We start from the raw sequence: 23,441 nt of genomic DNA, 5'->3' as shown, positions 1-23,441 counted from the left end.
ATTACTTGTCGGTGGCCGGCTTGCGGCGGGTGCCACGCGCGCCTTCCTTCGCTTCGGCCGGGGTCGCGGGAGCGGGCGTGGCGGCCGCCTGCGCGCCCATCAGGTTCCACGGCCACATCGCCGCCGCGGCGGCGAAGGGATTGGCTCCAGGCTCGGTCGCGCCGCCGCCTTCGCCTGCCTGCTGGGCCTGTTGGCTCATCGCCTTGACCGCGGCGAGCGCGGCGCGCTGCATCTCGAGTCCCTGGATGCTCATCTGCAGCATGTTCAGGTTCATCTTGAGCCAGCCCTCGACCGCGCGCATGTCGGTGATGCGCTTGTCCAGCTCATCGACATCGAGCGTGGGCGTGACCATGCCGGGCAGGGAGAAACCCATCTGGTTCCACATGCCGCGCACGAACTCGAGCGGATCCTGGGCGTTCTGGTCATTGGACATCGGGCTGCTCCGTTCGGGGGGTTGAGGTGACGGAACAATATTACCCGATGCCGCTGCCCTGCGCTCCATCGCCGTCGCGCGCGCCGAGCAGGCGGTTCATGAGGGCGCGCAGGCGCGAGGGGCGCAGCGGACGGGCGAGCAGATGGGCATTCAGGGCGCGGGCGCGATCGCGCTGCTCGTCGGTGCTGTCGACGACGAGCAGGATCGCGGGCACGTCGGCCAGGTCGGGGCGCATGCGCAGGGCTGCGAGCAGGACAAGGCCGTCGGCCGTGCCGGCGGGCACCGGCGCGAGGATCAGCAGCTCGGTGCCGTGGGGGCGGTCGTCCGCCGGCGCCGTACGGGTGCCGTCGTCCACCGTGCAGCCCCAGTCGGCGAGCAGCTCGGCGGTCGCCTCGAGGGCGGCGGGATCCGCGCCGGCAAGCTGTACCCGGACCCCTTCGAAGCTGCCCGGCGTATGCGCCCGGGAGGCGCCTTCCGGCTGTGCGGCGGGGACCTCCACCGCGAACACCGTCCCGTGGCCGGGCCGCGAGCGGAGGTCGAGCGGCAGCCGGAGCAGGGTGCTGAGGCGGCGCACGATCGCCAGCCCGAGCCCGAGGCCCTTGTCCTGGCCGCGCTCCGGATTGTCGAGCTGGACGAACTCGTGAAAGATCAGTTCCTGCGATTCCGGCGCGATGCCGGGGCCGTTGTCGCGTACCTCCACGCGCAGCCGGTCGCCGCGACGCCGGCAGGCGACCAGCACGCGGCCGTGCGGGGTGTGGCGGATGGCATTCGACAACAGATTGGCGAGGATGCGGTCGAGGAGCAGCGGATCGGTGTGGGCGCGACAGGGCGCACAGCGCAGGTGCAGGTCGAGCCCGCGCTCGGCGGCGACGGCCGACTGACCGGCGACCAGACGCTCGAGGCGCGCCTGCAGGTCGAAGGATTGCGGCACCGGGGTGAGCGCACCCGAATCGAGTCGCGAGATGTCCAGCAGGCTGCCGAGCAGGCCGTCCATGGTCTCGGCCGCGGCCGTGATGCGCTCGAGGATCTGCCGGCTGCCCGCGTCGAGCTCGTGCTGGGAGAGCTCGGACACGAACAGCCCGAGCGCATGCAGCGGCTGGCGCAGGTCGTGGCTGGCGGCGGCGAGGAAGCGCGACTTGGCGATGCTGGCGCGCTCGGCCTCGTCGCGACGTGCGCGCAGCTCGGCGGTCGCCTCTTCGATCTGGCGCGACATCGATGCGTGCGCGGTGCTCAGGCGCCCGGCCATCTCGTTCACGCCCTCGGCCAGGATGCGCAGCGTGCCACCGCCGACCACCGGGACACGGCGGTCCAGTTCGCCGCGGCCGATGCGGAGCACGGTGTCCGCGATGTTGCGGATCGGACCGCTGACGCTGTAGCTCATCCCCCTTGCGAGCGCGAGACTGCCGACGGCGACCATCAGCATCCAGCCGGCGGCGATCCACAACAGCTCGGCGCGGCGCTGGTCGAGGCGTTCCAGGGACATCTCGATGATGAGGGTGGCGAGGAGTTCGTCCGCCGGCACGGGATCGGACACGGCGTCGATCGGCAGCGGGCGCGGGCGGATCGGCTCGACGATGCGCAGGCGACCTGCGCTCCGCGTCGTGCCCGCGACGGCCGCCTGTGGCGGCGTGGTGTGCTCGAAGCTGCCCGCCCGGGCGATCAGGCTGCGGTCCGGTGCGATGAGCGCGAGTGCCGCCATGTCCTCCTCGAGCAGCAGGCTGTCGAGCAGCTGCTGCAGGGCGATGTGGTCGCCGATGAACAGCGGGTACTCGCTCGCCACCGCGGTCTGGCGGACGTAGGCCTGAGCGCGTGCGCGCAAGGCGTTGTCGAGTTCGCCCAGGCGCAGCGTGGTGTGGGTCGCCGTCATCAGGCCGGCCAGGACCAGCATCGGGATGAAGGCGACCAGCGTGACGCGGGCGCGGATGCCCCAACGGTGGATCAAGGCCGCCTCCTCGGCACGGCATTGCGGGGTTCGGCAGGGCAGGAAGGGGCGGGCATGGCGAGGGCCTCCGGTGGGGCGGGGCGAGCCGTGGACGGCAAGACCGTTCTGCGAGGCTTGCCGACGGTGGGACTCCGCCCGGGGAGTCGATTCTCCTGCGTTTATCGGCGCCGGCGTAGCGCTTGCGCTCGCATGGAGCGTGAAGCCCGGCGGCCGCCTCATGCTATGTTCGGTGCGGAAAGAGGCACGCGGAGGGGAGGGTATGACGAAGATCCTGATCGTGGAAGATCATGCGCTGGTGCGCGAGGCGATGGCGCAGCGCATCGGGCGCCTGGAGCCCGACCTGGTGTGTCTCGAGTCGGCGCGCGCGGACGAGGCGCTGGCCTTGCTCGAGGCGCATGACGACGTCGATCTGGCGATCGTCGACCTGATGCTGCCGGGGGCGAGCGGGTTCTCGCTGCTCGGCGTGCTGGCGAAGCGCTACCCCGACCTGCCGGCGATCGTGGTGTCGGCGATGGACGACGACGCCGCGGTGCGCCGCGCCCTCGCGGCCGGCGCCTCTGGCTTCGTCTCCAAGGCGAGTTCCGGCGAGGTGCTGGCCCAGGCCGTGCGCGAAGTCCTGGAGGGCGGCATGCCGACGCCGCGTGCCAGCCCGTCCGCGACGAGCGCCCGCACGCGTCGCTCCGCCGAGCGCTACGGGGTGACCCTCGCCCAGGCCAGGGTGATGGAACTCCTCGCCACAGGGGGCAGCAATCGCGAGATTGCCAGTCGGCTGGGCCTCACCGAGGGGACGGTGAAGGTGCACATGACGGCGATCTACCGCGCGCTGGGGGTGAGCAGCCGCAGCCAGGCGCTGGTGCTGCTCTCGCGCAGGAACGAGGAGTCCTGAGAGAATCGTCGTGCCGCGATTCGCGGCTCAGTGCGATCGTCGAGCGCCGCCGACCAGGCGCATCGGCATCTCGGCGGGCGACAGGCGCTCATCCTGCTCCTCGCCGGCGGTGTCCTCGTTGTGGTCGATGAAGTCGATCTCCAGCACTTCCAGCAGTTGGCGCGCGACCGCGCGGCAGGCGTTGGCGAGCGGGGTCGGCAGCTGCTCGGGCAGTTGCTTCTGCAGCAGCAGCTTGGTGGAGGAGAGCGCGTTGACCGGGCGCAGGATGCGATCGCGGTGCGCGCCGAGCAGGCGCGCCACGCTGCGGTCGGCGGCCTCGCGCTGCCAGGGGTTGGTGGGCCACTGCGTGGGGATCGCGTAGGCGCGCGGGAACATCTCGAGGTCGCGCAGCACGGTGCGGATGTCTTCGTGCGACTCGCGGAAGGGCAGCAGCACGAGGTCGGAGAGCGCGTAGAGCTTGCGGTCCATCTCGGTGCGGTTGCCGCCGCCGTCGATGACCCCGATCCAGTTCTCCAGCGTGCGCAGCTTGTCGACCACCTTGGTCAGCGAGTCGCGTGTGCGCGCGTCGGCCAGCACGTAGCGCCGTCCGGCGGGTACCAGCGGCTCGCGCGACGTGTCGGTGAGCACGCAGGCAGCACGCTGGCCAAGCAGGCCGAGGCCCTGGCACAGCATGTGCGAGAGGGTGGTCTTGCCGGTGCCGCCCTTGTTGCCGATCACGCAGATGATCTCAGCCATGACGCTTCAGTCCTTTGCATGCAGTCCTTGCATGACGGGGATTATCGACGCCGCACGCAAGCGGGCGAGCGCGGAAAAGCGCCGCTTCGCGGGGCCAATTCAGCCGCTTCGGCGCTCTCCGCGTGCGCCCATGCGATAGAGGAAGAGGCGCGTGCCACGGCGGTCGCCGACGTCGATCACCGCGTCCGGCTCGTGGCCGGGCACCGCGAAGCTGTTGCTGACCAGGGTGCTGTCCGGGGGCATCTCGGCGGACGCCTTGGCCCAGACCGCCGCCATCGGCACCGGCGAGAGGAAGGCGTACACCAGATCGTAGCCGCTCCAGTCGGCGGCGAAGAGGTCGCCGCGCAGCCACTCGATGTTGGCGTGACGGCGCAGCAGCAGGCGTCCGATCGCCCACGTCGCCGGCGCCAGCTCGATGCCGGTGAAGCGGCAGTCGGGACGCGCCTGCGCGAGCGGGCGCAGCAGCGCACCGGTGCCGGCGCCGATGTCGAGCATCCGCGCCGGATGGGCCGGCAGCAGCTTCCCTACCGCCGCTGCGGTGGCCGGGTTGCTGAGGTAGAGCGGGACCTGGGTGCGGAAGCTCGTCCAATACACCAGTACGAGGATGACGAAGGCGGCGAGATACCACCCGGGATGGATGCCCGCGCCGTGCGCGACCACCGCCAGCGGCAAGAAGCCGAGATGGATCGGCAGCCACCAGCGCGCGCTGCGCAAGCCGGCCGCGACCGTCGCCGCGACGAGCGCCTGCACGCTCACCAGCGGCCACAGTCCGACGAGCGCGCCGGTGCGCGCGAGCGCGACCGCGGCGGCCAGACCGGCGAGCTGGGCGAGGAGGGCCTTCAGGGCGGGGGGCATGGCGTGTCTGCCGAAAGGATCCGAACCGGGGGATCATACCGCCCCAGTTCGATGATCCGTCGCCGAGCCGCGTGGGTTGTCGACGCCGGATCCGCGCCAGCCGCGCCTCCGGCGAAGCGCAGGCGGCGCAGCTCGCACATCGAGGCTCGAATTTTTTTTCAAAAGGCTTTGACTTCTCCGGGGAAGGCCTCTATAGTGCGGGGCTTCCCGGACGGAGGGATACCCAAGCGGTCAACGGGATCAGACTGTAAATCTGACGGCTCAGCCTTCGAAGGTTCGAATCCTTCTCCCTCCACCAAGTTTCAGTCGTGCCGTGCTCGTCACGGTCGGCGTGGCAAATGCAGTGTATGGCTGCGAGTTGTGATAGGCGCGGAGTTGCGCGCAGGCAAGAGAACACAGTTGCAGGCGTGTGCGGGTGTAGCTCAATGGTAGAGCAGAAGCCTTCCAAGCTTATGACGAGGGTTCGATTCCCTTCACCCGCTCCAGGTTCGCTGCGGTTTGCCCGAGGTTTCGGGGCCCATGTAGCTCAGTGGTAGAGCACTCCCTTGGTAAGGGAGAGGCCACGTGTTCAATCCACGTCATGGGCACCATCCATTTTCTGCCTGGCCTGGGCGGCGGCCAACGAGTGTGGTCGCCGCGCCGGTTTTTATGGTTCTGATTTTAAGGATAGCGATATGGCTAAGGGTAAGTTCGAGCGCACCAAGCCTCACGTCAACGTCGGCACCATCGGCCACGTCGACCATGGCAAGACCACGCTGACCGCTGCGATCACCACCATCCTGTCGAAGAAGTTCGGTGGCGAGGCGAAGGCCTACGACCAGATCGACGCGGCGCCCGAAGAGAAGGCGCGCGGCATCACCATCAACACCGCGCACGTCGAGTACGAGACCGCGAGCCGTCACTACGCGCACGTCGATTGCCCGGGCCACGCCGACTACGTCAAGAACATGATCACCGGTGCCGCGCAGATGGACGGCGCGATCCTGGTGTGCTCGGCCGCCGACGGCCCGATGCCGCAGACGCGCGAGCACATCCTGCTGGCCCGTCAGGTCGGCGTGCCGTACATCATCGTCTTCCTGAACAAGTGCGACATGGTCGACGACGAGGAGCTGCTGGAGCTCGTCGAGATGGAAGTGCGCGAGCTGCTGTCGAAGTACGACTTCCCCGGCGACGACATCCCCATCGTCAAGGGTTCGGCGCTGAAGGCGCTCGAGGGCGACCAGTCGGACATCGGCGAGCCGGCGATCTTCCGCCTGGCTGACGCGCTGGACAGCTACATCCCGACGCCCGAGCGTGCGATCGACAAGCCTTTCCTGCTGCCGATCGAAGACGTGTTCTCGATCTCGGGTCGCGGCACCGTGGTGACCGGTCGTGTCGAGCGCGGCATCGTGAAGGTCGGCGAGGAAATCGAGATCGTCGGCATCAAGCCGACGGTCAAGACCACCTGCACCGGCGTGGAGATGTTCCGCAAGCTGCTCGACCAGGGCCAGGCCGGCGACAACGTCGGCGTGCTGCTGCGCGGTACCAAGCGTGAAGACGTCGAGCGCGGTCAGGTGCTGTGCAAGCCGGGTTCGATCACCCCGCACACCCACTTCACCGGCGAGATCTACGTGCTGTCGAAGGAAGAGGGTGGTCGTCACACCCCGTTCTTCAACAACTACCGTCCGCAGTTCTACTTCCGCACCACCGACGTGACCGGTTCGATCTCGCTGCCCGAGGGCACCGAGATGGTCATGCCGGGCGACAACGTGTCGATCACCGTCAAGCTGATCGCCCCGATCGCCATGGAAGAAGGCCTGCGCTTCGCGATCCGCGAAGGTGGCCGTACCGTCGGCGCCGGCGTCGTCGCCAAGATCATCGAGTAATCGCTCGATTATTGCCAGACAGGCGCACCCGCTCGGGTGCGCCTTGCAGTGTCCGCTGCAGGGGTATAGCTCAACTGGCAGAGCGTCGGTCTCCAAAACCGAAGGTTGGGGGTTCGATTCCCTCTGCCCCTGCCAACATTTTCCGGGTGTTCATCCGCAATGGCCGATAAGTTGAAATTTGCGCTGGCGCTGGCACTGTTGGCAGCCGGCGTAGTCGGCTTCTACGTGCTGTCCGAGCAGCCTCTCGTGCTGCGCGTGCTTTCCGTGCTTGCGGGCCTGGGTGCCGGCGTCGCCGTCGCCGCCCTCTCCGAGCCGGGTCGCCGCTTCATCGGTTTCGCCCGCGAATCGATCACCGAAACCAAGAAGGTCGTCTGGCCGAGCCGCAAGGAAACCACGCAGACCACCGGTCTGGTGTTCGCGTTCGCGGTGGTGATGGCGCTCTTCCTGTGGCTGACGGACAAGAGCCTGGAGTGGGTCCTGTACGATCTGGTCCTGGGTTGGAAGTGATATGAGCAAGCGTTGGTATGTGGTTCACGCCTATTCGGGCTTCGAGAAGTCCGTTCAGCGCGCCCTGATCGACCGCGTCAATCGGTCGGGCATGCAGGATAGTTTCGGTCAGATCCTGGTGCCCGTCGAAGAGGTCATCGAGATGCGCGGCGGCCAGAAGACCGTCACCGAGCGCAAGTTCTTCCCCGGCTATGTTCTCGTCGAAATGGAAATGAACGACGAGTCCTGGCACTTGGTGAAGTCGACGCCCAAGGTCACCGGCTTCGTCGGCGGTACGGCGAACAAGCCCGCCCCGATCTCCGAAAAGGAGGTCGAGAAGATCATGCAGCAGATGCAGGAAGGCGTCGACAAGCCGCGTCCCAAGGTGCTGTTCGAGATCGGCGAGGTGGTTCGCGTCAAGGAAGGGCCGTTCACCGACTTCCATGGCAGCGTCGAGGATGCAAACTACGAAAAGAACAAGCTGCGCGTGTCGGTGACCATCTTCGGTCGCGCCACGCCGGTGGAACTCGATTTCGCCCAGGTCGAGAAGACCTGAGCAAGACGGCAGGCCGCGAGGCCTGCCGAAGCCCGTGCACTCGGCCGACGAGCGCGGGCACTGCGAGGAGCGCCGGGTTCTCCGGTGCGCTAGCACTCATCACAGGAGCAAGCCTAGATGGCAAAGAAAATCACTGGCTACATCAAGCTGCAGGTTCCGGCCGGCAAGGCCAACCCCAGCCCCCCGATCGGTCCGGCGCTCGGTCAGCGCGGCCTGAACATCATGGAATTCTGCAAGGCGTTCAACGCCAAGACCCAGGGCATGGAGCCCGGTCTGCCGATTCCGGTGGTGATCACCGCCTTCGCCGACAAGTCCTTCACGTTCATCATGAAGACTCCGCCGGCCACGATCCTGATCAAGAAGGCCGCCGGGATCCAGAAGGGTTCGGCCAAGCCGCACACCGACAAGGTCGGGAAGATCACTCGTGCCCAGGTCGAGGACATCGCCAAGGCCAAGCAGCCGGACCTCACCGCTGCCGACCTCGAAGCCGCCGTGCGCACCATCGCCGGTTCCGCCCGCAGCATGGGCATCACCGTGGAGGGCCTGTAATCATGGCGAAGCTGTCCAAGCGAGTTCAGGCGCTGCGCGCCAAGGTCGACCGTAACCAGGCCTACCCGGTTGCCGACGCCCTGCGTCTGGTCAAGGAGTGCGCCACTGCCAAGTTCGACGAGTCGATCGACATCGCGGTCAACCTTGGTGTCGATGCGCGCAAGTCCGACCAGGTCGTACGCGGTTCGGTCGTGCTGCCCGCGGGTACCGGCAAGTCGGTTCGCGTCGCCGTGTTCGCCCAGGGCGACAAGGCCGAGGCCGCCCGCGCCGCCGGTGCCGAGGTCGTCGGCTTCGACGACCTCGCCGAGCAGGTCAAGGCCGGCAATCTCGATTTCGACGTCTGCATCGCGACCCCTGACGCCATGCGCGTGGTCGGCCAGCTCGGCCAGATTCTCGGTCCGCGCGGCCTCATGCCGAACCCCAAGGTCGGCACCGTGACCATGGACGTCGCCACCGCGGTGAAGAACGCCAAGGCCGGCCAGGTGCAGTACCGCACCGACAAGGCGGGCCTGGTGCACGCCACCATCGGCCGCGCCTCGTTCGAGGTCGATGCGCTGCAGCAGAACTTGACCGCCTTCGTCGATGCCCTCGTCAAGGCCAAGCCGGCCGCGGCGAAGGGGATCTACCTGCGCCGCATCGCCGTCTCCAGCACCATGGGTGCCGGCGTGCGCGTGGAGCCGGGCAGCCTCAACCCTGCCTGATTGCCAGGACGTCCGCCCAGGGCGGGCGCTCCGCCGAACTTTGAGCCGTAGCCGCCCGTCCGGGGCTGCGGATCGTCAAAGACCGCAGGTGTGGCCCCGGCAAGGTGCCGCTTAAGCATGTGAATGGCCTGCGTAGACGGTGTGCTCAGAACAGGATTTGGCCGGTTCGCCGGCCGCGCTCCTGATCCAGGTCGCCGTAGGTGCGAGCCGCGCGAGCGGTTCGCGTGTTGACTTGAAAGGAGGAAAGACCTGTGGGTCTCAATCTCGATGACAAGAAAGCCGTAGTGGCTGAGGTGTCGGCACAAGTGGCCAATGCCCAGACGATCGCGGTGGCCGAGTATCGCGGCATTGCGGTGGGCGACCTCACCGCGCTGCGTGCCAAGGCCCGCGAGTCTGGCGTGTACCTGCGCGTGCTGAAGAACACCCTGGTCCGTCGTGCGATCGCCGGCACCCCGTTCGAGGGGCTGGCGGGCGATCTGACCGGTCCGCTGATCTATGGCATTTCGGCCGATCCGGTCGCTGCAGCCAAGGTGCTGAACGACTTCGCCAAGGGCAACGACAAGATCGTTCTGCGCGCCGGCTCCTACGCGGGCAAGACGCTCGACAAGGCCGCCGTGCAGGCGCTCGCTTCGATCCCGAGCCGCGAAGAGCTGCTCGCCAAGCTGCTGGGCGTCATGCAGGCGCCGGTGTCCGGTTTTGCCGGTGCGCTCGCCGCCCTCGCCAAGAAGCGCGAGGAAGAAGGCGCTGCCGCCTGACCGCAGCCTTCCGCTACGAAAATTTTCGCAAGATTATCGATTCTGGAGTGATTTGAAATGGCAATCAGCAAAGAAGACATCCTGGAAGCCGTCGCCGGCATGACCGTGATGGAACTGAACGACCTGGTCAAGGCGTTCGAAGAGAAGTTCGGCGTGTCCGCGGCCTCGCTGGCCGTGGCCGCTCCGGGTGCCGGTGCCGCCGCCGCCCCGGTGGAAGAGAAGACCGAATTCGACGTCGTGCTGCTCGAAGCCGGCGCCAAGAAGGTCGAGGTCATCAAGGTCGTCCGTGCCGCCACCGGCCTGGGCCTGAAGGAAGCCAAGGACGTGGTCGACGGCGCGCCGAAGACCGTCAAGGAAGGCGCTCCGAAGGCCGACGCCGAGGCGCTCAAGAAGCAGCTGGAAGAAGCTGGCGCGAAGGTCGAAATCAAGTAATATTCGGCTTCCCAGCGGGGCTGGCACTCTTCGGAGTGCCGGCCCTTTCGTGCTTTGTAATCGAGATTGCGGGTCGAGCCGCACTTCTCGATGGCAGGCCAGAGCGTTTGCCGATCGTCCGGCCGGGCTTGCAGTCAGGCTGCAGGCTGCCGGAGCCGCCCGAACGTTGTGTCCTGTCTTTCCGATGTTAGCCCTCTAGCCGGAGCATCCATGGCGTATTCCTACACCGAAAAGAAACGTATCCGCAAGAGCTTCGCCAAGCGCGCGGCCGTGCTCGATGCGCCTTTCCTGCTCGCCACCCAGATCGAGTCCTTCGCCGAATTCCTGCAGGCCGACACCCCGCCGGACGTCCGGCGCAACCAGGGGCTGCAGGCCGCGTTCACCTCGATCTTCCCGATCTCGAGCCACAGCGGCAACGCGCGGCTCGAGTACGTCCAGTACATGCTGGGCGAGCCCGCCTTCGACGTGAAGGAATGCCAGCAACGCGGCCTGACCTTCGCCTCGCCGCTGCGCGCGCGCGTGCGTCTGGTCATCATGGATCGCGAGGCGCCGAAGGAGACCATCAAGGAGGTCAAGGAGCAGGAGGTCTACATGGGCGAGATCCCGCTCATGACCACCACCGGCTCCTTCGTGATCAACGGCACCGAGCGCGTCATCGTTTCGCAGCTGCACCGTTCGCCGGGCGTGTTCTTCGAGCACGACCGCGGCAAGACCCACTCCTCGGGCAAGCTGCTGTTCTCGGCGCGCATCATTCCCTACCGCGGCTCCTGGCTGGACTTCGAGTTCGATCCCAAGGACTACCTGTATTTCCGCGTCGACCGTCGGCGCAAGATGCCGGTCACCATCCTGCTGCGCGCGATCGGGATGACGCCGGAGGAGATCCTCGCGACCTTCCACGACACCGACACCTTCCACCTGCAGGGCGAGGGTGCGCAGTTCGAGCTCGTTCCCGAGCGCCTGCGCGGCGAAGTCGCGCGCTTCGACATCACCACGCCCGACGGCAAGATCATCGTCGCGCGCGAGAAGCGCATCACCTCCAAGCACATCCGCGAGATCGACCAGGCCGGCGTGAAGACCATGGCGGTGCCGGACGACTTCCTGCTCGGCCGGGTGATCGCGACCAACGTCGTCGATCCGGCCACCGGCGAGCTGCTGGCGCGCGCCAACGACGAGATCACCGAGGACCTGCTCGACAAGCTGCGCCTGGCCGGCGTCACCGGCCTGAGCACGCTGTACATCAACGACCTCGATCGCGGTGGCTACATCTCGCAGACGCTGCGCATCGACGAGACCGCCGACCAGTGGGCGGCCAAGGTTGCGATCTACCGCATGATGCGTCCGGGCGAGCCGCCCACCGAGGATGCCGTAGAGGGGCTTTTCCAGGGGCTGTTCTACGCCGAGGAGCGCTACGACCTGTCCTCGGTCGGCCGCATGAAGTTCAATCGCCGCGCCTACCCCGAGAAGATCGACGACAAGGCGCCGGGCTGGCTCAAGCGCTTCTACCAGCGCGTCGGCGCGCAGGGCGAGGACGGCCCGGGCGTGCTGGTCAATGACGACATCCTCGCGGTGGTGGGCGTGCTGGTCGAGCTGCGCAATGGCCGCGGCGAGATCGACGACATCGACCACCTCGGCAACCGCCGCGTGCGTTCGGTGGGCGAGCTCGCCGAGAACCAGTTCCGTGCGGGCCTGGTGCGCGTCGAGCGCGCGGTCAAGGAGCGCCTGTCGCAGGCCGAGTCCGACAACCTGATGCCGCACGACCTGATCAACGCCAAGCCGATCTCGGCGGCGATCAAGGAGTTCTTCGGCTCCAGCCAGCTCTCGCAGTTCATGGATCAGACCAACCCGCTGTCCGAGATCACGCACAAGCGTCGGGTCTCGGCACTGGGCCCGGGCGGCCTGACGCGTGAGCGCGCCGGCTTCGAGGTGCGCGACGTGCACCCGACGCACTACGGCCGCGTGTGCCCGATCGAGACCCCGGAAGGTCCGAACATCGGCCTGATCAACTCGCTCGCGGTGTATGCGCGCACCAACCGCCACGGCTTCCTCGAGACGCCGTACCGCAAGGTCAATGATGGCAAGGTCACCGACCAGATCGACTTCCTGTCGGCGATCGAGGAGGGGCAGTATGTGATCGCGCAGGCGAACGCCGAGATCGACGAGGCGGGCATGCTCGCCGGCGATCTGGTGTCGTGCCGCCACAAGGGCGAGTTCCTGCTCGCCACCTCGGACATGGTGCAGTACATGGACGTGGCCCCGGGCCAGATCGTGTCGGTCGCGGCTTCGCTGATTCCCTTCCTGGAGCACGACGACGCCAACCGCGCGCTGATGGGCGCCAACATGCAGCGCCAGGCGGTGCCCTGCCTGCGCCCGGAAAAGCCCCTGGTCGGCACCGGCATCGAGCGCCGCGTGGCGGTCGACTCGGGCACTGCGGTGCAGGCCACCCGTGGCGGCATCGTGGACTACGTGGATGCGAACCGGGTGGTGATCCGGGTGAACGACGACGAGACCCTGCCGGGTGAAGTCGGCGTCGACATCTACAACATGATCAAGTACACCCGTTCCAACCAGAACACCAACATCAACCAGCGCCCGGTGGTGAAGGTGGGCGACCTGATCGCCCGCGGCGACGTGGTGGCCGACGGCGCTTCCACCGACCTCGGCGAGCTCGCGCTCGGCCAGAACATGCTGGTCGGCTTCATGCCCTGGAACGGCTACAACTTCGAGGACTCGATCCTCATCTCCGAGCGCGTTGTCGCCGACGACCGCTTCACCTCGATCCACATCGAGGAACTCACCGTCGTCGCCCGCGACACCAAGCTCGGACCCGAGGAGATCACCCGCGACATCGCCTCGCTCGGCGAGGCTCAGCTGTCGCGCCTGGACGAGTCGGGCATCGTGTATATCGGTGCCGAGGTCGAGGCCGGCGACGTGCTGGTCGGCAAGGTCACGCCCAAGGGCGAGACCCAGCTCACCCCCGAGGAAAAGCTGCTGCGCGCGATCTTCGGCGAGAAGGCCTCCGACGTGAAGGACACCTCGCTGCGCGTGCCCTCGGGCATGGTCGGCACCGTCATCGACGTGCAGGTGTTCACCCGGGAGGGCATCGAGCGCGACAAGCGCGCGCAGTCGATCATCGACGAGCAGCTGCGCAGCTTCAAGACCGACCTCGCCGACCAGATGCGCATCGTCGAGCGCGACGCCTTCGCGCGTATCCGCCGCATGATCGTGGGCCAGCTTGCCAACGGTGGTCCGAAGAAGCTCGCCAAGGGTGCGGCGCTCACCGATCCCTACCTCGACAGCCTGGAGCACTACCACTGGTTCGACATCCGCCTCGCCGACGAGACCCTCGCGGTGCAGCTCGAGGCCGTGCGTGAAGGTCTGGAGAACACCCGCAAGGACTTCGAGCAGGCCTTCGAGATCAAGAAGAAGAAGCTCACCCAGGGCGACGAGCTCCCCCCGGGCGTGCAGAAGATGGTCAAGGTGTATCTGGCGGTGAAGCGCCGCCTGCAGCCGGGCGACAAGATGGCCGGCCGTCACGGCAACAAGGGCGTGGTTTCCAAGATCGTCCCGGTCGAGGACATGCCGTACATGGAAGACGGCACCCCGCTCGACATCGTGCTCAACCCGCTCGGCGTGCCGTCGCGGATGAACATCGGCCAGATCCTCGAGACCCACCTCGGCTGGGCAGCGAAGGGACTCGGTCAGAAGATCGACAAGATGCTGCAGGCGCAGGCCTCGGCGCTGGAGCTGCGCGGCTTCCTCGAGCAGATCTACAACGGCAGCGGCCACCCCGAGGACATCGCCAACCTCGGCGACTCGGACGTTCGCGAGCTCGCGGGCAACCTCAAGAAGGGCGTGCCCTTCGCGACCCCGGTGTTCGACGGTGCCAAGGAAGAGGAAATCCAGCAGATGCTCGAGCTGGCCGGCCTGCCCACCGGCGGCCAGGTCACCCTCTACGACGGCCGCACCGGCGAGGCCTTCGAGCGCAAGGTCACCGTGGGCTACAAGCATGTGCTGAAGCTGCACCACCTGGTCGACGACAAGATGCACGCGCGTTCGACCGGCCCGTACTCGCTCGTCACACAGCAACCGCTGGGCGGCAAGGCGCAGTTCGGCGGCCAGCGCTTCGGCGAGATGGAAGTGTGGGCGCTGGAAGCCTACGGCGCCGCCTACACGCTGCAGGAGATGCTGACGGTCAAGTCCGACGACGTGACCGGCCGGACCAAGGTGTACGAAAACATCGTCAAGGGCGAGCACAAGATCGATTCCGGCATGCCGGAATCCTTCAACGTGCTGGTGAAGGAAATCCGTTCGCTGGCGATCGACATCGACCTCGACCGCGAGTGAGCGTCGCGATTTCCTTCCCGTCCCCTGCCTGCGATTGAATCCCGGGGCCGCCGCCCACGACGCGGCGGCCCGGATGGAGTGAACCATGAAAAGCCTGCTTGCTGACCTGTTCAAGCAAACCCTGCCGAACGAGGAAGAGTTCGACGCGATCACGATCGGCCTCGCCTCGCCGGACAAGATCCGCTCGTGGTCCTATGGCGAAGTCAAGAAGCCCGAGACGATCAACTACCGCACGTTCAAACCCGAGCGTGACGGCCTGTTCTGCGCCAAGATCTTCGGGCCGGTCAAGGACTACGAGTGCCTGTGCGGCAAGTACAAGCGCCTCAAGCACCGTGGCGTGATCTGCGAGAAGTGCGGCGTCGAGGTGACGCTGTCGAAGGTGCGGCGCGAGCGCATGGGCCACATCGAGCTGGCCTCGCCGGTCGCCCACATCTGGTTCCTGAAGAGCTTGCCGAGCCGTCTCGGCATGGTTCTCGACATGACCCTGCGCGATATCGAGCGCGTGCTCTACTTCGAAGCCTTCGTCGTCGTCGAGCCGGGCATGACGCCGCTCAACCGCGGCCAGCTGCTGACCGAGGACGACTATCTCGCCAAGGTCGAGGAGTACGGTGACGAGTTCGACGCGGTCATGGGTGCCGAGGGTATCGGTTCCCTGCTGCGCACGCTCGACATCAACCTCGAGGCCGAGAAGCTGCGTGGCGACCTCGAGACCACCAACTCCGAAGCCAAGATCAAGAAGTTCTCCAAGCGCCTGAAGGTGCTCGAGGCCTTCCAGCAGTCGGGCATCAAGCCCGAGTGGATGGTGCTCGAGGTGCTGCCGGTGCTCCCGCCCGACCTGCGCCCGCTGGTGCCGCTGGACGGTGGCCGCTTCGCGACCTCGGATCTGAACGACCTCTACCGTCGCGTCATCAACCGCAACAACCGCCTCAAGCGTCTGCTCGAGCTCAAGGCGCCCGACATCATCGTGCGCAACGAAAAGCGCATGCTGCAGGAGGCTGTCGACTCGCTGCTCGACAACGGTCGCCGCGGCAAGGCCATGACCGGCGCCAACAAGCGTCCGCTGAAGTCGCTGGCCGACATGATCAAGGGCAAGGGCGGCCGCTTCCGCCAGAACCTGCTCGGCAAGCGCGTCGACTACTCCGGACGCTCGGTCATCACCGTGGGCCCGCAACTCAAGCTGCACCAGTGCGGCCTGCCCAAGCTGATGGCGCTCGAGCTGTTCAAGCCCTTCATCTTCAACAAGCTCGAGCTGATGGGGCTGGCCACGACCATCAAGCAGGCCAAGAAGATGGTGGAGTCGCAGGAGCCGGTGGTGTGGGACATCCTCGAGGAGGTGATCCGCGAGCATCCTGTGCTGCTGAACCGCGCCCCGACGCTGCACCGCCTCGGCATCCAGGCCTTCGAGCCGGTGCTGATCGAAGGCAAGGCGATCCAGCTCCACCCGCTGGTTTGCGTGGCCTTCAACGCCGACTTCGACGGCGACCAGATGGCTGTGCACGTCCCGTTGTCGCTCGAGGCACAGATGGAAGCCCGCACCCTGATGCTGGCCTCCAACAACGTGCTGTCGCCCGCCAACGGCGAGCCGATCATCGTGCCCTCGCAGGACATCGTGCTCGGCCTCTACTACGCCACCCGCGAGGGGGTGAACGTGCCGGGCGAAGGCATGATCTTCGCCGACGTCTCCGAAGTGAAGCGCGCCTACGAATCCGGCCAGATCGCCTTGCATGCGCGCGTCACCGTGCGCCTGAAGGAGGCCGACCTGGGCCCCAATGGCGAGCGCATCGAGAAGATCGTGCGCCACGACACCACCGCCGGCCGCGCGATCCTGTCCGAGATCCTGCCTGCCGGGCTGCCCTTCAGCGTCATCGACAAGCCGCTGAAGAAGAAAGAGATCTCCAAGCTGATCAACGCCTCGTACCGGCGCTGCGGCCTGCGCGCGACGGTCATCTTCGCCGACAAGCTGATGCAGTTCGGCTATGGTCTGGCGACCCGCGCCGGCCTGTCGATCGCGGTCAAGGACATGCTCGTCCCCAATGCCAAGCACGAGCTGATCCGCGCGGCGGAAGCCGAGGTCAAGGAGATCGCCCAGCAATACACCTCGGGTCTGGTGACCGACGGCGAGCGCTACAACAAGGTCGTGGACATCTGGGGCCGCTGCGGCGACCAGGTGGCCAAGGCGATGATGGAGCAGCTCGGCAAGGAGAAGGCGCAGGACCGCTTCAAGGGCCTGCCGCGCGAGCAGTTCTGGAAGCAGGTGTACGCGAGCGGCGAGAAGGCGGTCGCGCAGGACGTCGACCAGGAGTCCTTCAACGCGATCTACATGATGGCCGACTCGGGCGCGCGTGGTTCCGCGGCGCAGATCCGGCAGCTCGCCGGCATGCGCGGCCTGATGGCGAAACCGGACGGTTCCATCATCGAGACCCCGATCACGACCAACTTCCGTGAAGGCCTCAACGTCCTGCAGTACTTCATCTCGACGCACGGCGCCCGTAAGGGCCTGGCCGACACCGCGCTGAAGACCGCGAACTCGGGCTACCTGACTCGCCGTCTCGTCGACGTGACCCAGGATCTCGTGGTCATCGAGGACGACTGCGGCACGCGCGAAGGCTTCAACATGAAGGCCCTCATCGAGGGCGGCGAGGTCGTGGAGCCGCTGCGCGAGCGCATCCTGGGCCGCGTCTGCGTCGAGGACATCGTCAATCCGGAAAGCCAGGAAACCATGATCGAGGCGGGAAGCCTGCTCGACGAGGACGCGGTGGACCTGATCGAGAGCCTGGGCGTGGACGAGGTCAAGGTGCGCACGCCGCTCACCTGCGAAACCCGCTACGGCCTGTGCGCGCAGTGCTACGGCCGCGATCTGGGTCGTGGTTCCCGGGTCAACGTCGGCGAGGCCGTCGGCGTCATCGCGGCGCAGTCGATCGGCGAGCCGGGCACGCAGCTGACCATGCGGACCTTCCACGTCGGGGGGGCGGCTTCGCGAGCCGCCGCCGCGAGTGGCGTCGAGGCCAAGTCGGCAGGTTCGATCCGCTTTGCCGGCAACATGCGCTACGTCTCGAACGCCAAGGGCGAAAAGATCGTCATCGCGCGCTCGGCCGAGCTCGTGGTGGCCGACGACATGGGCCGCGAGCGCGAGCGCCACAAGCTGCCCTACGGGGCCATGCTGCTGGTCGATGACGCTGCTCCCGTCAAGGCTGGCACGCAGCTCGCCTCGTGGGATCCGCACACCCGCCCGATCGTGACCGAATACACCGGTACGGTGAAGTTCGAGAACGTGGAGGAGGGCGTCACCGTCGCCAAGCAGATCGACGAAGTTACCGGTCTGTCCACGCTGGTGGTCATCGATGCCAAGCGTCGCTCGTCCACCGGCAGCCCCAAGGGCGTCCGCCCGCAGGTCAAGCTGCTGGACGAGAACGGCGAGGAGGTCAAGATCGCCGGCACCGAGCACTCGGTTGCGATCACCTTCCAGGTCGGCTCCCTGATCACCGTGAAGGACGGCCAGCAGATCAACGTCGGCGACATCCTCGCGCGCATCCCGCAGGAGTCGGCGAAGACCCGCGACATCACCGGCGGCCTGCCGCGCGTGGCGGAGCTCTTCGAGGCGCGTGCGCCCAAGGATGCCGGCATGCTCGCCGAGTACACCGGCACGGTGTCCTTCGGCAAGGAGACCAAGGGCAAGCAGCGTCTGGTGATCACCGAGCCGGACGGGACCTCGCACGAGTTCCTGATCCCCAAGGACAAGCACCTGATGGTGCACGACGGCCAGGTGGTTAACAAGGGCGAACTGATCGTGGATGGTCCGTCCGATCCGCACGACATCCTGCGCCTGCAGGGCATCAGCGAACTCGCGCGCTACATCATCGACGAGGTGCAGGACGTGTATCGCCTGCAGGGCGTGAAGATCAACGACAAGCACATCGAGGTGATCGTCCGCCAGATGCTGCGTCGCGTGGTCATCACCGATCCGGGCGATACCCGGTTCATCCGCGAGGAGCAGGTCGAGCGCTCCGAGGTGCTGGACGAGAACGACCGCGTCGAAGCCGAAGGCAAGCTGCCGGCGCAGTACGAGAACGTGCTGCTGGGCATCACCAAGGCCTCGCTGTCGACCGACTCCTTCATCTCCGCGGCCTCCTTCCAGGAGACCACCCGCGTGCTGACCGAGGCGGCGATCATGGGCAAGCGCGACGAACTGCGCGGCCTGAAGGAGAACGTCATCGTCGGTCGCCTGATCCCGGCCGGTACCGGTCTGGCCTACCACCGCAGCCGCAAGGCGCAGGAAGAGGGGCGCGATCTCGGTGCGGGGCATGCCTGGGCGCCGGCGGAAGAGGTTGTGGAAACACAGCAGGACATCGAGGCGAGTTGACTTTTCGGACAGTCTCGGACTAAACTCCGGCCTCTTTTTTGTGGGCTGACCAATCGTAGTCAGTCTCAGCCGGAATAATCCGCCCGCGGCGGCCCATGGTGGGCTGCCGCGGTCTTATGGGAAATTCTTAAGCTATGCCAACAATCAATCAGCTTGTTCGCAAGCCGCGCCAACTGGAAGTTGCCAAGAGCAAGGTTCCGGCACTCGAGGCTTGTCCGCAGAAGCGCGGCGTTTGCACCCGCGTCTACACCACGACCCCGAAGAAGCCGAACTCGGCGCTGCGTAAGGTCGCCAAGGTGCGCCTGACCAACGGTTTCGAGGTCATCTCGTACATCGGCGGTGAAGGTCACAACCTGCAGGAGCACTCGGTCGTGCTGATCCGCGGCGGTCGTGTGAAGGACCTTCCGGGTGTGCGCTACCACATCGTCCGCGGTTCGCTCGACCTTCAGGGCGTCAAGGATCGCAAGCAGTCGCGCTCGAAGTACGGTGCCAAGCGCCCGAAGAAAGCCTGATTGTTGGTCAAAGAAATTTAGCGAGAGGTTGCCATGCCGCGTCGTCGTGAAGTACCCAAGCGCGAAGTCCTGCCGGACCCCAAGTTCGGTAACCAGGACGTTTCCAAGTTCATCAACGTGATCATGCAGTCGGGCAAGAAGTCCGTCGCAGAGCGCATCGTCTATGGTGCGTTCGATCACATCTCGTCCAAGTCCGGCAAGGATCCGCTCGAGGTCTTCTCGGTCGCGGTTGCGAACGTCAAGCCGGTGGTCGAGGTCAAGAGTCGCCGCGTCGGCGGTGCGAACTACCAGGTCCCGGTGGAGGTCCGCCCGTCCCGCCGCATGGCGCTGTCCATGCGCTGGCTGCGTGAGGCGGCCCGCAAGCGCGCCGAGAAGTCGATGGCCCAGCGCCTCGCCGGCGAGCTGCTCGAGGCCTCCGAGGGGCGTGGTTCCGCCATGAAGAAGCGTGAAGAAGTTCACCGCATGGCCGAAGCCAACAAGGCGTTCTCGCACTACCGCTTCTGATCTTCCTTGGTGGCGGTATCTCGGGCCCTGTGAAGGGCTCGATTGTTTTCTAACGCAAGAATTCGTTCAGCGTGCCAAAAGCGCGCACAACAGAAGGCAGGTATAACGTGGCTCGCAAGACACCCATCGAGCGTTACCGCAATATCGGTATCTCCGCTCACATCGACGCAGGCAAGACGACTACGACCGAGCGTATCCTCTTCTACACCGGCGTGAGCCATAAGCTGGGTGAGGTGCACGACGGCGCGGCCACGACCGACTGGATGGTTCAGGAGCAGGAGCGCGGCATCACCATTACGTCGGCGGCGGTGACCTGCTTCTGGAAGGGTATGGACAGCTCCTATCCGGAGCATCGCTTCAACATCATCGACACTCCGGGACACGTGGACTTCACGATCGAGGTGGAGCGGTCGATGCGCGTGCTCGACGGTGCCTGCATGGTGTATTGCGCCGTGGGTGGTGTGCAGCCGCAGTCCGAGACCGTGTGGCGTCAGGCCACCAAGTACAAGGTGCCGCGTCTCGCCTTCGTGAACAAGATGGACCGCTCGGGTGCGAACTTCTTCAAGGTCGTCGACCAGATGAAGACCCGCCTGAAGGCCAACCCCGTCCCGGTGGTGATCCCCATCGGTGCCGAAGACACCTTCAAGGGCGTCGTCGATCTGCTCAAGATGAAGGCGATCATCTGGGACGAGGCCTCCCAGGGCATGAAGTTCGACTACCACGAGATCCCCGCCGATCTCGTCGCGACCGCCGAGGAGTGGCGTGCCAGCATGGTCGAGGCGGCTGCCGAGGCCAACGAAGACCTGATGAACAAGTACCTCGAGGAAGGCGAGCTTTCCGAAGAAGAGGTCATCGCCGGCCTGCGTGCGCGCACTCTCGCCTGCGAGATCCAGCCGATGCTGTGCGGCACCGCGTTCAAGAACAAGGGCGTGCAGCGCATGCTCGACGCGGTCATCCAGTACCTGCCCTCGCCGATCGACATCCCGCCGGTCGCTGGCGTGGATGACGACGAGAAGGAAGTGGTCCGTTACGCCAAGGACGACGAGAAGTTCTCGGCGCTGGCGTTCAAGCTGATGACCGACCCCTTCGTCGGCCAGCTCACCTTCATCCGTGTCTATTCGGGCGTGCTCGAGTCCGGCTCCACCGTGCTGAACTCGGTGAAGGGCAAGAAGGAGCGCATCGGCCGCATCCTGCAGATGCATGCCAATGATCGCGAGGAGATCAAGGAAGTGCTCGCGGGCGACATCGCCGCCGTGGTCGGCCTGAAGGACGTCACGACCGGCGAGACCCTGTGCGACACCAGCGCACCGGTGATCCTCGAGCGCATGGTCTTCCCGGATCCGGTGATTCACGTCGCCGTGGAGCCCAAGACCAAGGGCGACCAGGAGAAGATGGGCCTCGCGCTGTCGCGTCTCGCTGCCGAAGACCCGTCCTTCCGCGTCCGTACCGACGAGGAGTCGGGTCAGACCATCATCTCGGGCATGGGCGAGCTGCATCTCGAGATCATCGTCGACCGCATGAAGCGCGAGTTCAACGTCGAAGCCAACGTCGGCGCGCCGCAGGTGGCCTACCGCGAAACCATCCGCAAGGCCGCGATGGATGTCGAAGGCAAGTTCGTCAAGCAGTCCGGCGGTCGCGGCCAGTACGGTCACGTCGTCATCAACCTCGAGCCGGCCGAGCAGGGCAAGGGCTACGAGTTCGTCGATGCGGTCAAGGGCGGTGTGGTTCCGCGCGAATACATCCCGGCGGTCGACAAGGGCATCCAGGAAACCATCCCGAACGGCGTGCTCGCCGGCTTCCCGGTGGTCGATGTCAAGGTCACGCTGCATTTCGGTTCGTACCACGATGTGGACTCGAACGAAAACGCGTTCAAGATGGCCGGCTCCATGGCCTTCAAGGAAGCCATGCGGCGCGCCAGCCCGGCGCTGCTCGAGCCGATGATGGCGGTGGTCGTCGAGACTCCGGAAGACTACATGGGCAACGTGATGGGCGACCTCTCCGGTCGTCGCGGCATCGTTCAGGGCATGGACGACATCCCGGGTGGCATGAAGGAGATCAAGGCCGAGGTGCCGCTGGCCGAGATGTTCGGTTACGCTACCCAGCTGCGCTCGCTGACCCAGGGTCGCGCGACCTACTCGATGGAGTTCAAGCATTACTCCGAGGCGCCGAAGAGCGTGGCCGAGGCCGTGATCAGCAGCCGCAAGTAACCCAGACCGCAACCTTATTCAGCAACCTCAACTCAAGGACCCGAGAACATGGCGAAGGGTAAGTTCGAACGTACCAAACCGCACGTCAACGTCGGCACCATCGGCCACGTCGACCATGGCAAGACCACGCTGACCGCTGCGATCACCACCATCCTGTCGAAGAAGTTCGGCGGCGAGGCGAAGGCCTACGACCAGATCGACGCGGCGCCCGAAGAGAAGGCGCGCGGCATCACCATCAACACCGCGCACGTCGAGTACGAGACCGCGAGCCGTCACTACGCGCACGTCGATTGCCCGGGCCACGCCGACTACGTCAAGAACATGATCACCGGTGCCGCGCAGATGGACGGCGCGATCCTGGTGTGCTCGGCCGCCGACGGCCCGATGCCGCAGACGCGCGAGCACATCCTGCTGGCCCGTCAGGTCGGCGTGCCGTACATCATCGTCTTCCTGAACAAGTGCGACATGGTCGACGACGAGGAGCTGCTGGAGCTCGTCGAGATGGAAGTGCGCGAGCTGCTGTCGAAGTACGACTTCCCCGGCGACGACATCCCCATCGTCAAGGGTTCGGCGCTGAAGGCGCTCGAGGGCGACCAGTCGGACATCGGCGAGCCGGCGATCTTCCGCCTGGCTGACGCGCTGGACAGCTACATCCCGACGCCCGAGCGTGCGATCGACAAGCCTTTCCTGCTGCCGATCGAAGACGTGTTCTCGATCTCGGGTCGCGGCACCGTGGTGACCGGTCGTGTCGAGCGCGGCATCGTGAAGGTCGGCGAGGAAATCGAGATCGTCGGCATCAAGCCGACGGTCAAGACCACCTGCACCGGCGTGGAGATGTTCCGCAAGCTGCTCGACCAGGGCCAGGCCGGCGACAACGTCGGCGTGCTGCTGCGCGGCACCAAGCGTGAAGACGTCGAGCGTGGTCAGGTGCTGTGCAAGCCGGGTTCGATCACCCCGCACACCCACTTCACCGGCGAGATCTACGTGTTGTCGAAGGAAGAGGGTGGTCGTCACACCCCGTTCTTCAACAACTACCGTCCGCAGTTCTACTTCCGCACCACCGACGTGACCGGTTCGATCTCGCTGCCCGAGGGCACCGAGATGGTCATGCCGGGCGACAACGTGTCGATCACCGTCAAGCTGATCGCCCCGATCGCCATGGAAGAAGGTCTGCGCTTCGCGATCCGCGAAGGTGGCCGTACCGTCGGCGCCGGCGTCGTCGCCAAGATCATCGAGTAATCGCTCGATCCGGGGCGGCTCTCGCGGAGCCGCCCCATCGCTCTTTGCGCTCTTTTTTCGCAGTATCAGCTCTTTAGGAA

General features: G+C 66.1%; 18 protein-coding genes and 4 tRNA genes. 18 read left to right on the top strand and 4 right to left on the bottom strand.

Features of this window, described 5'->3' with window-relative positions:
- Position 1 precedes the first annotated feature (1 nt).
- Both PO78_RS11575 and PO78_RS11570 read right to left on the bottom strand, forming a co-directional pair.
- A complete protein-coding gene (locus tag PO78_RS11575; protein WP_012585921.1) occupies positions 2 to 433 on the bottom strand; it encodes a PhaM family polyhydroxyalkanoate granule multifunctional regulatory protein in 432 nt (143 codons plus the stop codon).
- Between the two features lie 40 nt (positions 434 to 473).
- A complete protein-coding gene (locus tag PO78_RS11570; RefSeq protein WP_012585920.1) occupies positions 474 to 2,375 on the bottom strand; it encodes a hybrid sensor histidine kinase/response regulator in 1,902 nt (633 codons plus the stop codon).
- A 259-nt stretch (positions 2,376 to 2,634) separates the two neighbouring features.
- Here PO78_RS11570 and PO78_RS11565 point away from each other — a divergent pair, with 259 nt between their 5' ends.
- Positions 2,635 to 3,261: a response regulator transcription factor gene (locus tag PO78_RS11565; protein ID WP_004298392.1), complete on the top strand. Its 627-nt coding sequence runs from the start codon at positions 2,635 to 2,637 to the stop codon at positions 3,259 to 3,261.
- Positions 3,262 to 3,288: 27 nt separating this feature from the next.
- Here PO78_RS11565 and PO78_RS11560 read toward each other — a convergent pair whose 3' ends face one another.
- Both PO78_RS11560 and PO78_RS11555 read right to left on the bottom strand, forming a co-directional pair.
- Positions 3,289 to 3,996, bottom strand: coding sequence for a hypothetical protein (locus tag PO78_RS11560; protein WP_043743860.1), 708 nt, complete (start codon positions 3,994 to 3,996; stop codon positions 3,289 to 3,291).
- Between the two features lie 99 nt (positions 3,997 to 4,095).
- Positions 4,096 to 4,851 (bottom strand): class I SAM-dependent methyltransferase, encoded by a 756-nt coding sequence (locus PO78_RS11555; RefSeq protein ID WP_012585919.1) that lies wholly within the window; start codon positions 4,849 to 4,851, stop codon positions 4,096 to 4,098.
- A 213-nt stretch (positions 4,852 to 5,064) separates the two neighbouring features.
- On the opposite strand from PO78_RS11555, the gene PO78_RS11550 reads away from it, so the two are divergent.
- The 17 genes from PO78_RS11550 (at position 5,065) to tuf (PO78_RS11470) (ending at position 23,361) form a co-directional block, all read left to right on the top strand.
- Positions 5,065 to 5,149, top strand: a tRNA-Tyr gene (locus PO78_RS11550).
- Positions 5,150 to 5,262: 113 nt separating this feature from the next.
- Positions 5,263 to 5,336: transfer RNA gene (locus PO78_RS11545), tRNA-Gly, on the top strand.
- 30 nt (positions 5,337 to 5,366) lie between these two features.
- Positions 5,367 to 5,441 (top strand) — tRNA-Thr (locus tag PO78_RS11540).
- A gap of 84 nt (positions 5,442 to 5,525) precedes the next feature.
- Positions 5,526 to 6,716, top strand: a complete 1,191-nt coding sequence (tuf, locus tag PO78_RS11535) for an elongation factor Tu (protein ID WP_004298398.1) — start codon at positions 5,526 to 5,528, stop codon at positions 6,714 to 6,716.
- Between the two features lie 59 nt (positions 6,717 to 6,775).
- Positions 6,776 to 6,851: transfer RNA gene (locus PO78_RS11530), tRNA-Trp, on the top strand.
- A 24-nt stretch (positions 6,852 to 6,875) separates the two neighbouring features.
- The gene (secE, locus tag PO78_RS11525; protein ID WP_043743855.1) at positions 6,876 to 7,223 is read left to right on the top strand and encodes a preprotein translocase subunit SecE; all 348 of its coding nucleotides are present in this window, start codon (positions 6,876 to 6,878) and stop codon (positions 7,221 to 7,223) included.
- A gap of 1 nt (position 7,224) precedes the next feature.
- Complete coding sequence (gene nusG / locus PO78_RS11520; protein ID WP_004298401.1) at positions 7,225 to 7,758, top strand: transcription termination/antitermination protein NusG; 534 nt, start codon at positions 7,225 to 7,227, stop codon at positions 7,756 to 7,758.
- Between the two features lie 117 nt (positions 7,759 to 7,875).
- A complete protein-coding gene (gene rplK, locus PO78_RS11515) occupies positions 7,876 to 8,307 on the top strand; it encodes a 50S ribosomal protein L11 (RefSeq protein ID WP_004298403.1) in 432 nt (143 codons plus the stop codon).
- Between the two features lie 2 nt (positions 8,308 to 8,309).
- On the top strand, positions 8,310 to 9,008 hold the full coding sequence (gene rplA, locus PO78_RS11510) for a 50S ribosomal protein L1 (protein WP_004298405.1): 699 nt from the start codon (positions 8,310 to 8,312) through the stop codon (positions 9,006 to 9,008).
- Between the two features lie 251 nt (positions 9,009 to 9,259).
- A complete protein-coding gene (gene rplJ, locus PO78_RS11505) occupies positions 9,260 to 9,763 on the top strand; it encodes a 50S ribosomal protein L10 (protein WP_004298407.1) in 504 nt (167 codons plus the stop codon).
- 57 nt (positions 9,764 to 9,820) lie between these two features.
- Complete coding sequence (gene rplL / locus PO78_RS11500) at positions 9,821 to 10,195, top strand: 50S ribosomal protein L7/L12 (protein WP_004298409.1); 375 nt, start codon at positions 9,821 to 9,823, stop codon at positions 10,193 to 10,195.
- 210 nt (positions 10,196 to 10,405) lie between these two features.
- Positions 10,406 to 14,539, top strand: a complete 4,134-nt coding sequence (rpoB, locus tag PO78_RS11495; protein ID WP_004298411.1) for a DNA-directed RNA polymerase subunit beta — start codon at positions 10,406 to 10,408, stop codon at positions 14,537 to 14,539.
- 85 nt (positions 14,540 to 14,624) lie between these two features.
- Positions 14,625 to 18,899 carry a DNA-directed RNA polymerase subunit beta' gene (rpoC, locus tag PO78_RS11490; protein ID WP_004298413.1) on the top strand — a complete coding sequence of 1,425 codons (4,275 nt, stop codon included), beginning with the start codon at positions 14,625 to 14,627 and terminating at the stop codon, positions 18,897 to 18,899.
- A 134-nt stretch (positions 18,900 to 19,033) separates the two neighbouring features.
- Positions 19,034 to 19,411 (top strand): 30S ribosomal protein S12, encoded by a 378-nt coding sequence (gene rpsL / locus PO78_RS11485; protein WP_004298415.1) that lies wholly within the window; start codon positions 19,034 to 19,036, stop codon positions 19,409 to 19,411.
- Between the two features lie 33 nt (positions 19,412 to 19,444).
- Positions 19,445 to 19,915, top strand: coding sequence for a 30S ribosomal protein S7 (rpsG, locus tag PO78_RS11480; RefSeq protein ID WP_004298416.1), 471 nt, complete (start codon positions 19,445 to 19,447; stop codon positions 19,913 to 19,915).
- Between the two features lie 107 nt (positions 19,916 to 20,022).
- Positions 20,023 to 22,122 carry an elongation factor G gene (gene fusA, locus PO78_RS11475; protein ID WP_004298418.1) on the top strand — a complete coding sequence of 700 codons (2,100 nt, stop codon included), beginning with the start codon at positions 20,023 to 20,025 and terminating at the stop codon, positions 22,120 to 22,122.
- A 48-nt stretch (positions 22,123 to 22,170) separates the two neighbouring features.
- The gene (gene tuf, locus PO78_RS11470; protein WP_004298398.1) at positions 22,171 to 23,361 is read left to right on the top strand and encodes an elongation factor Tu; all 1,191 of its coding nucleotides are present in this window, start codon (positions 22,171 to 22,173) and stop codon (positions 23,359 to 23,361) included.
- Positions 23,362 to 23,441: the final 80 nt, after the last annotated feature.

Source organism: Thauera sp. SWB20 (assembly GCF_000831325.1).
GTDB classification, from domain to species: domain Bacteria; phylum Pseudomonadota; class Gammaproteobacteria; order Burkholderiales; family Rhodocyclaceae; genus Thauera; species Thauera aminoaromatica.
This window is presented reverse-complemented; position numbering and strand designations above follow the sequence as displayed.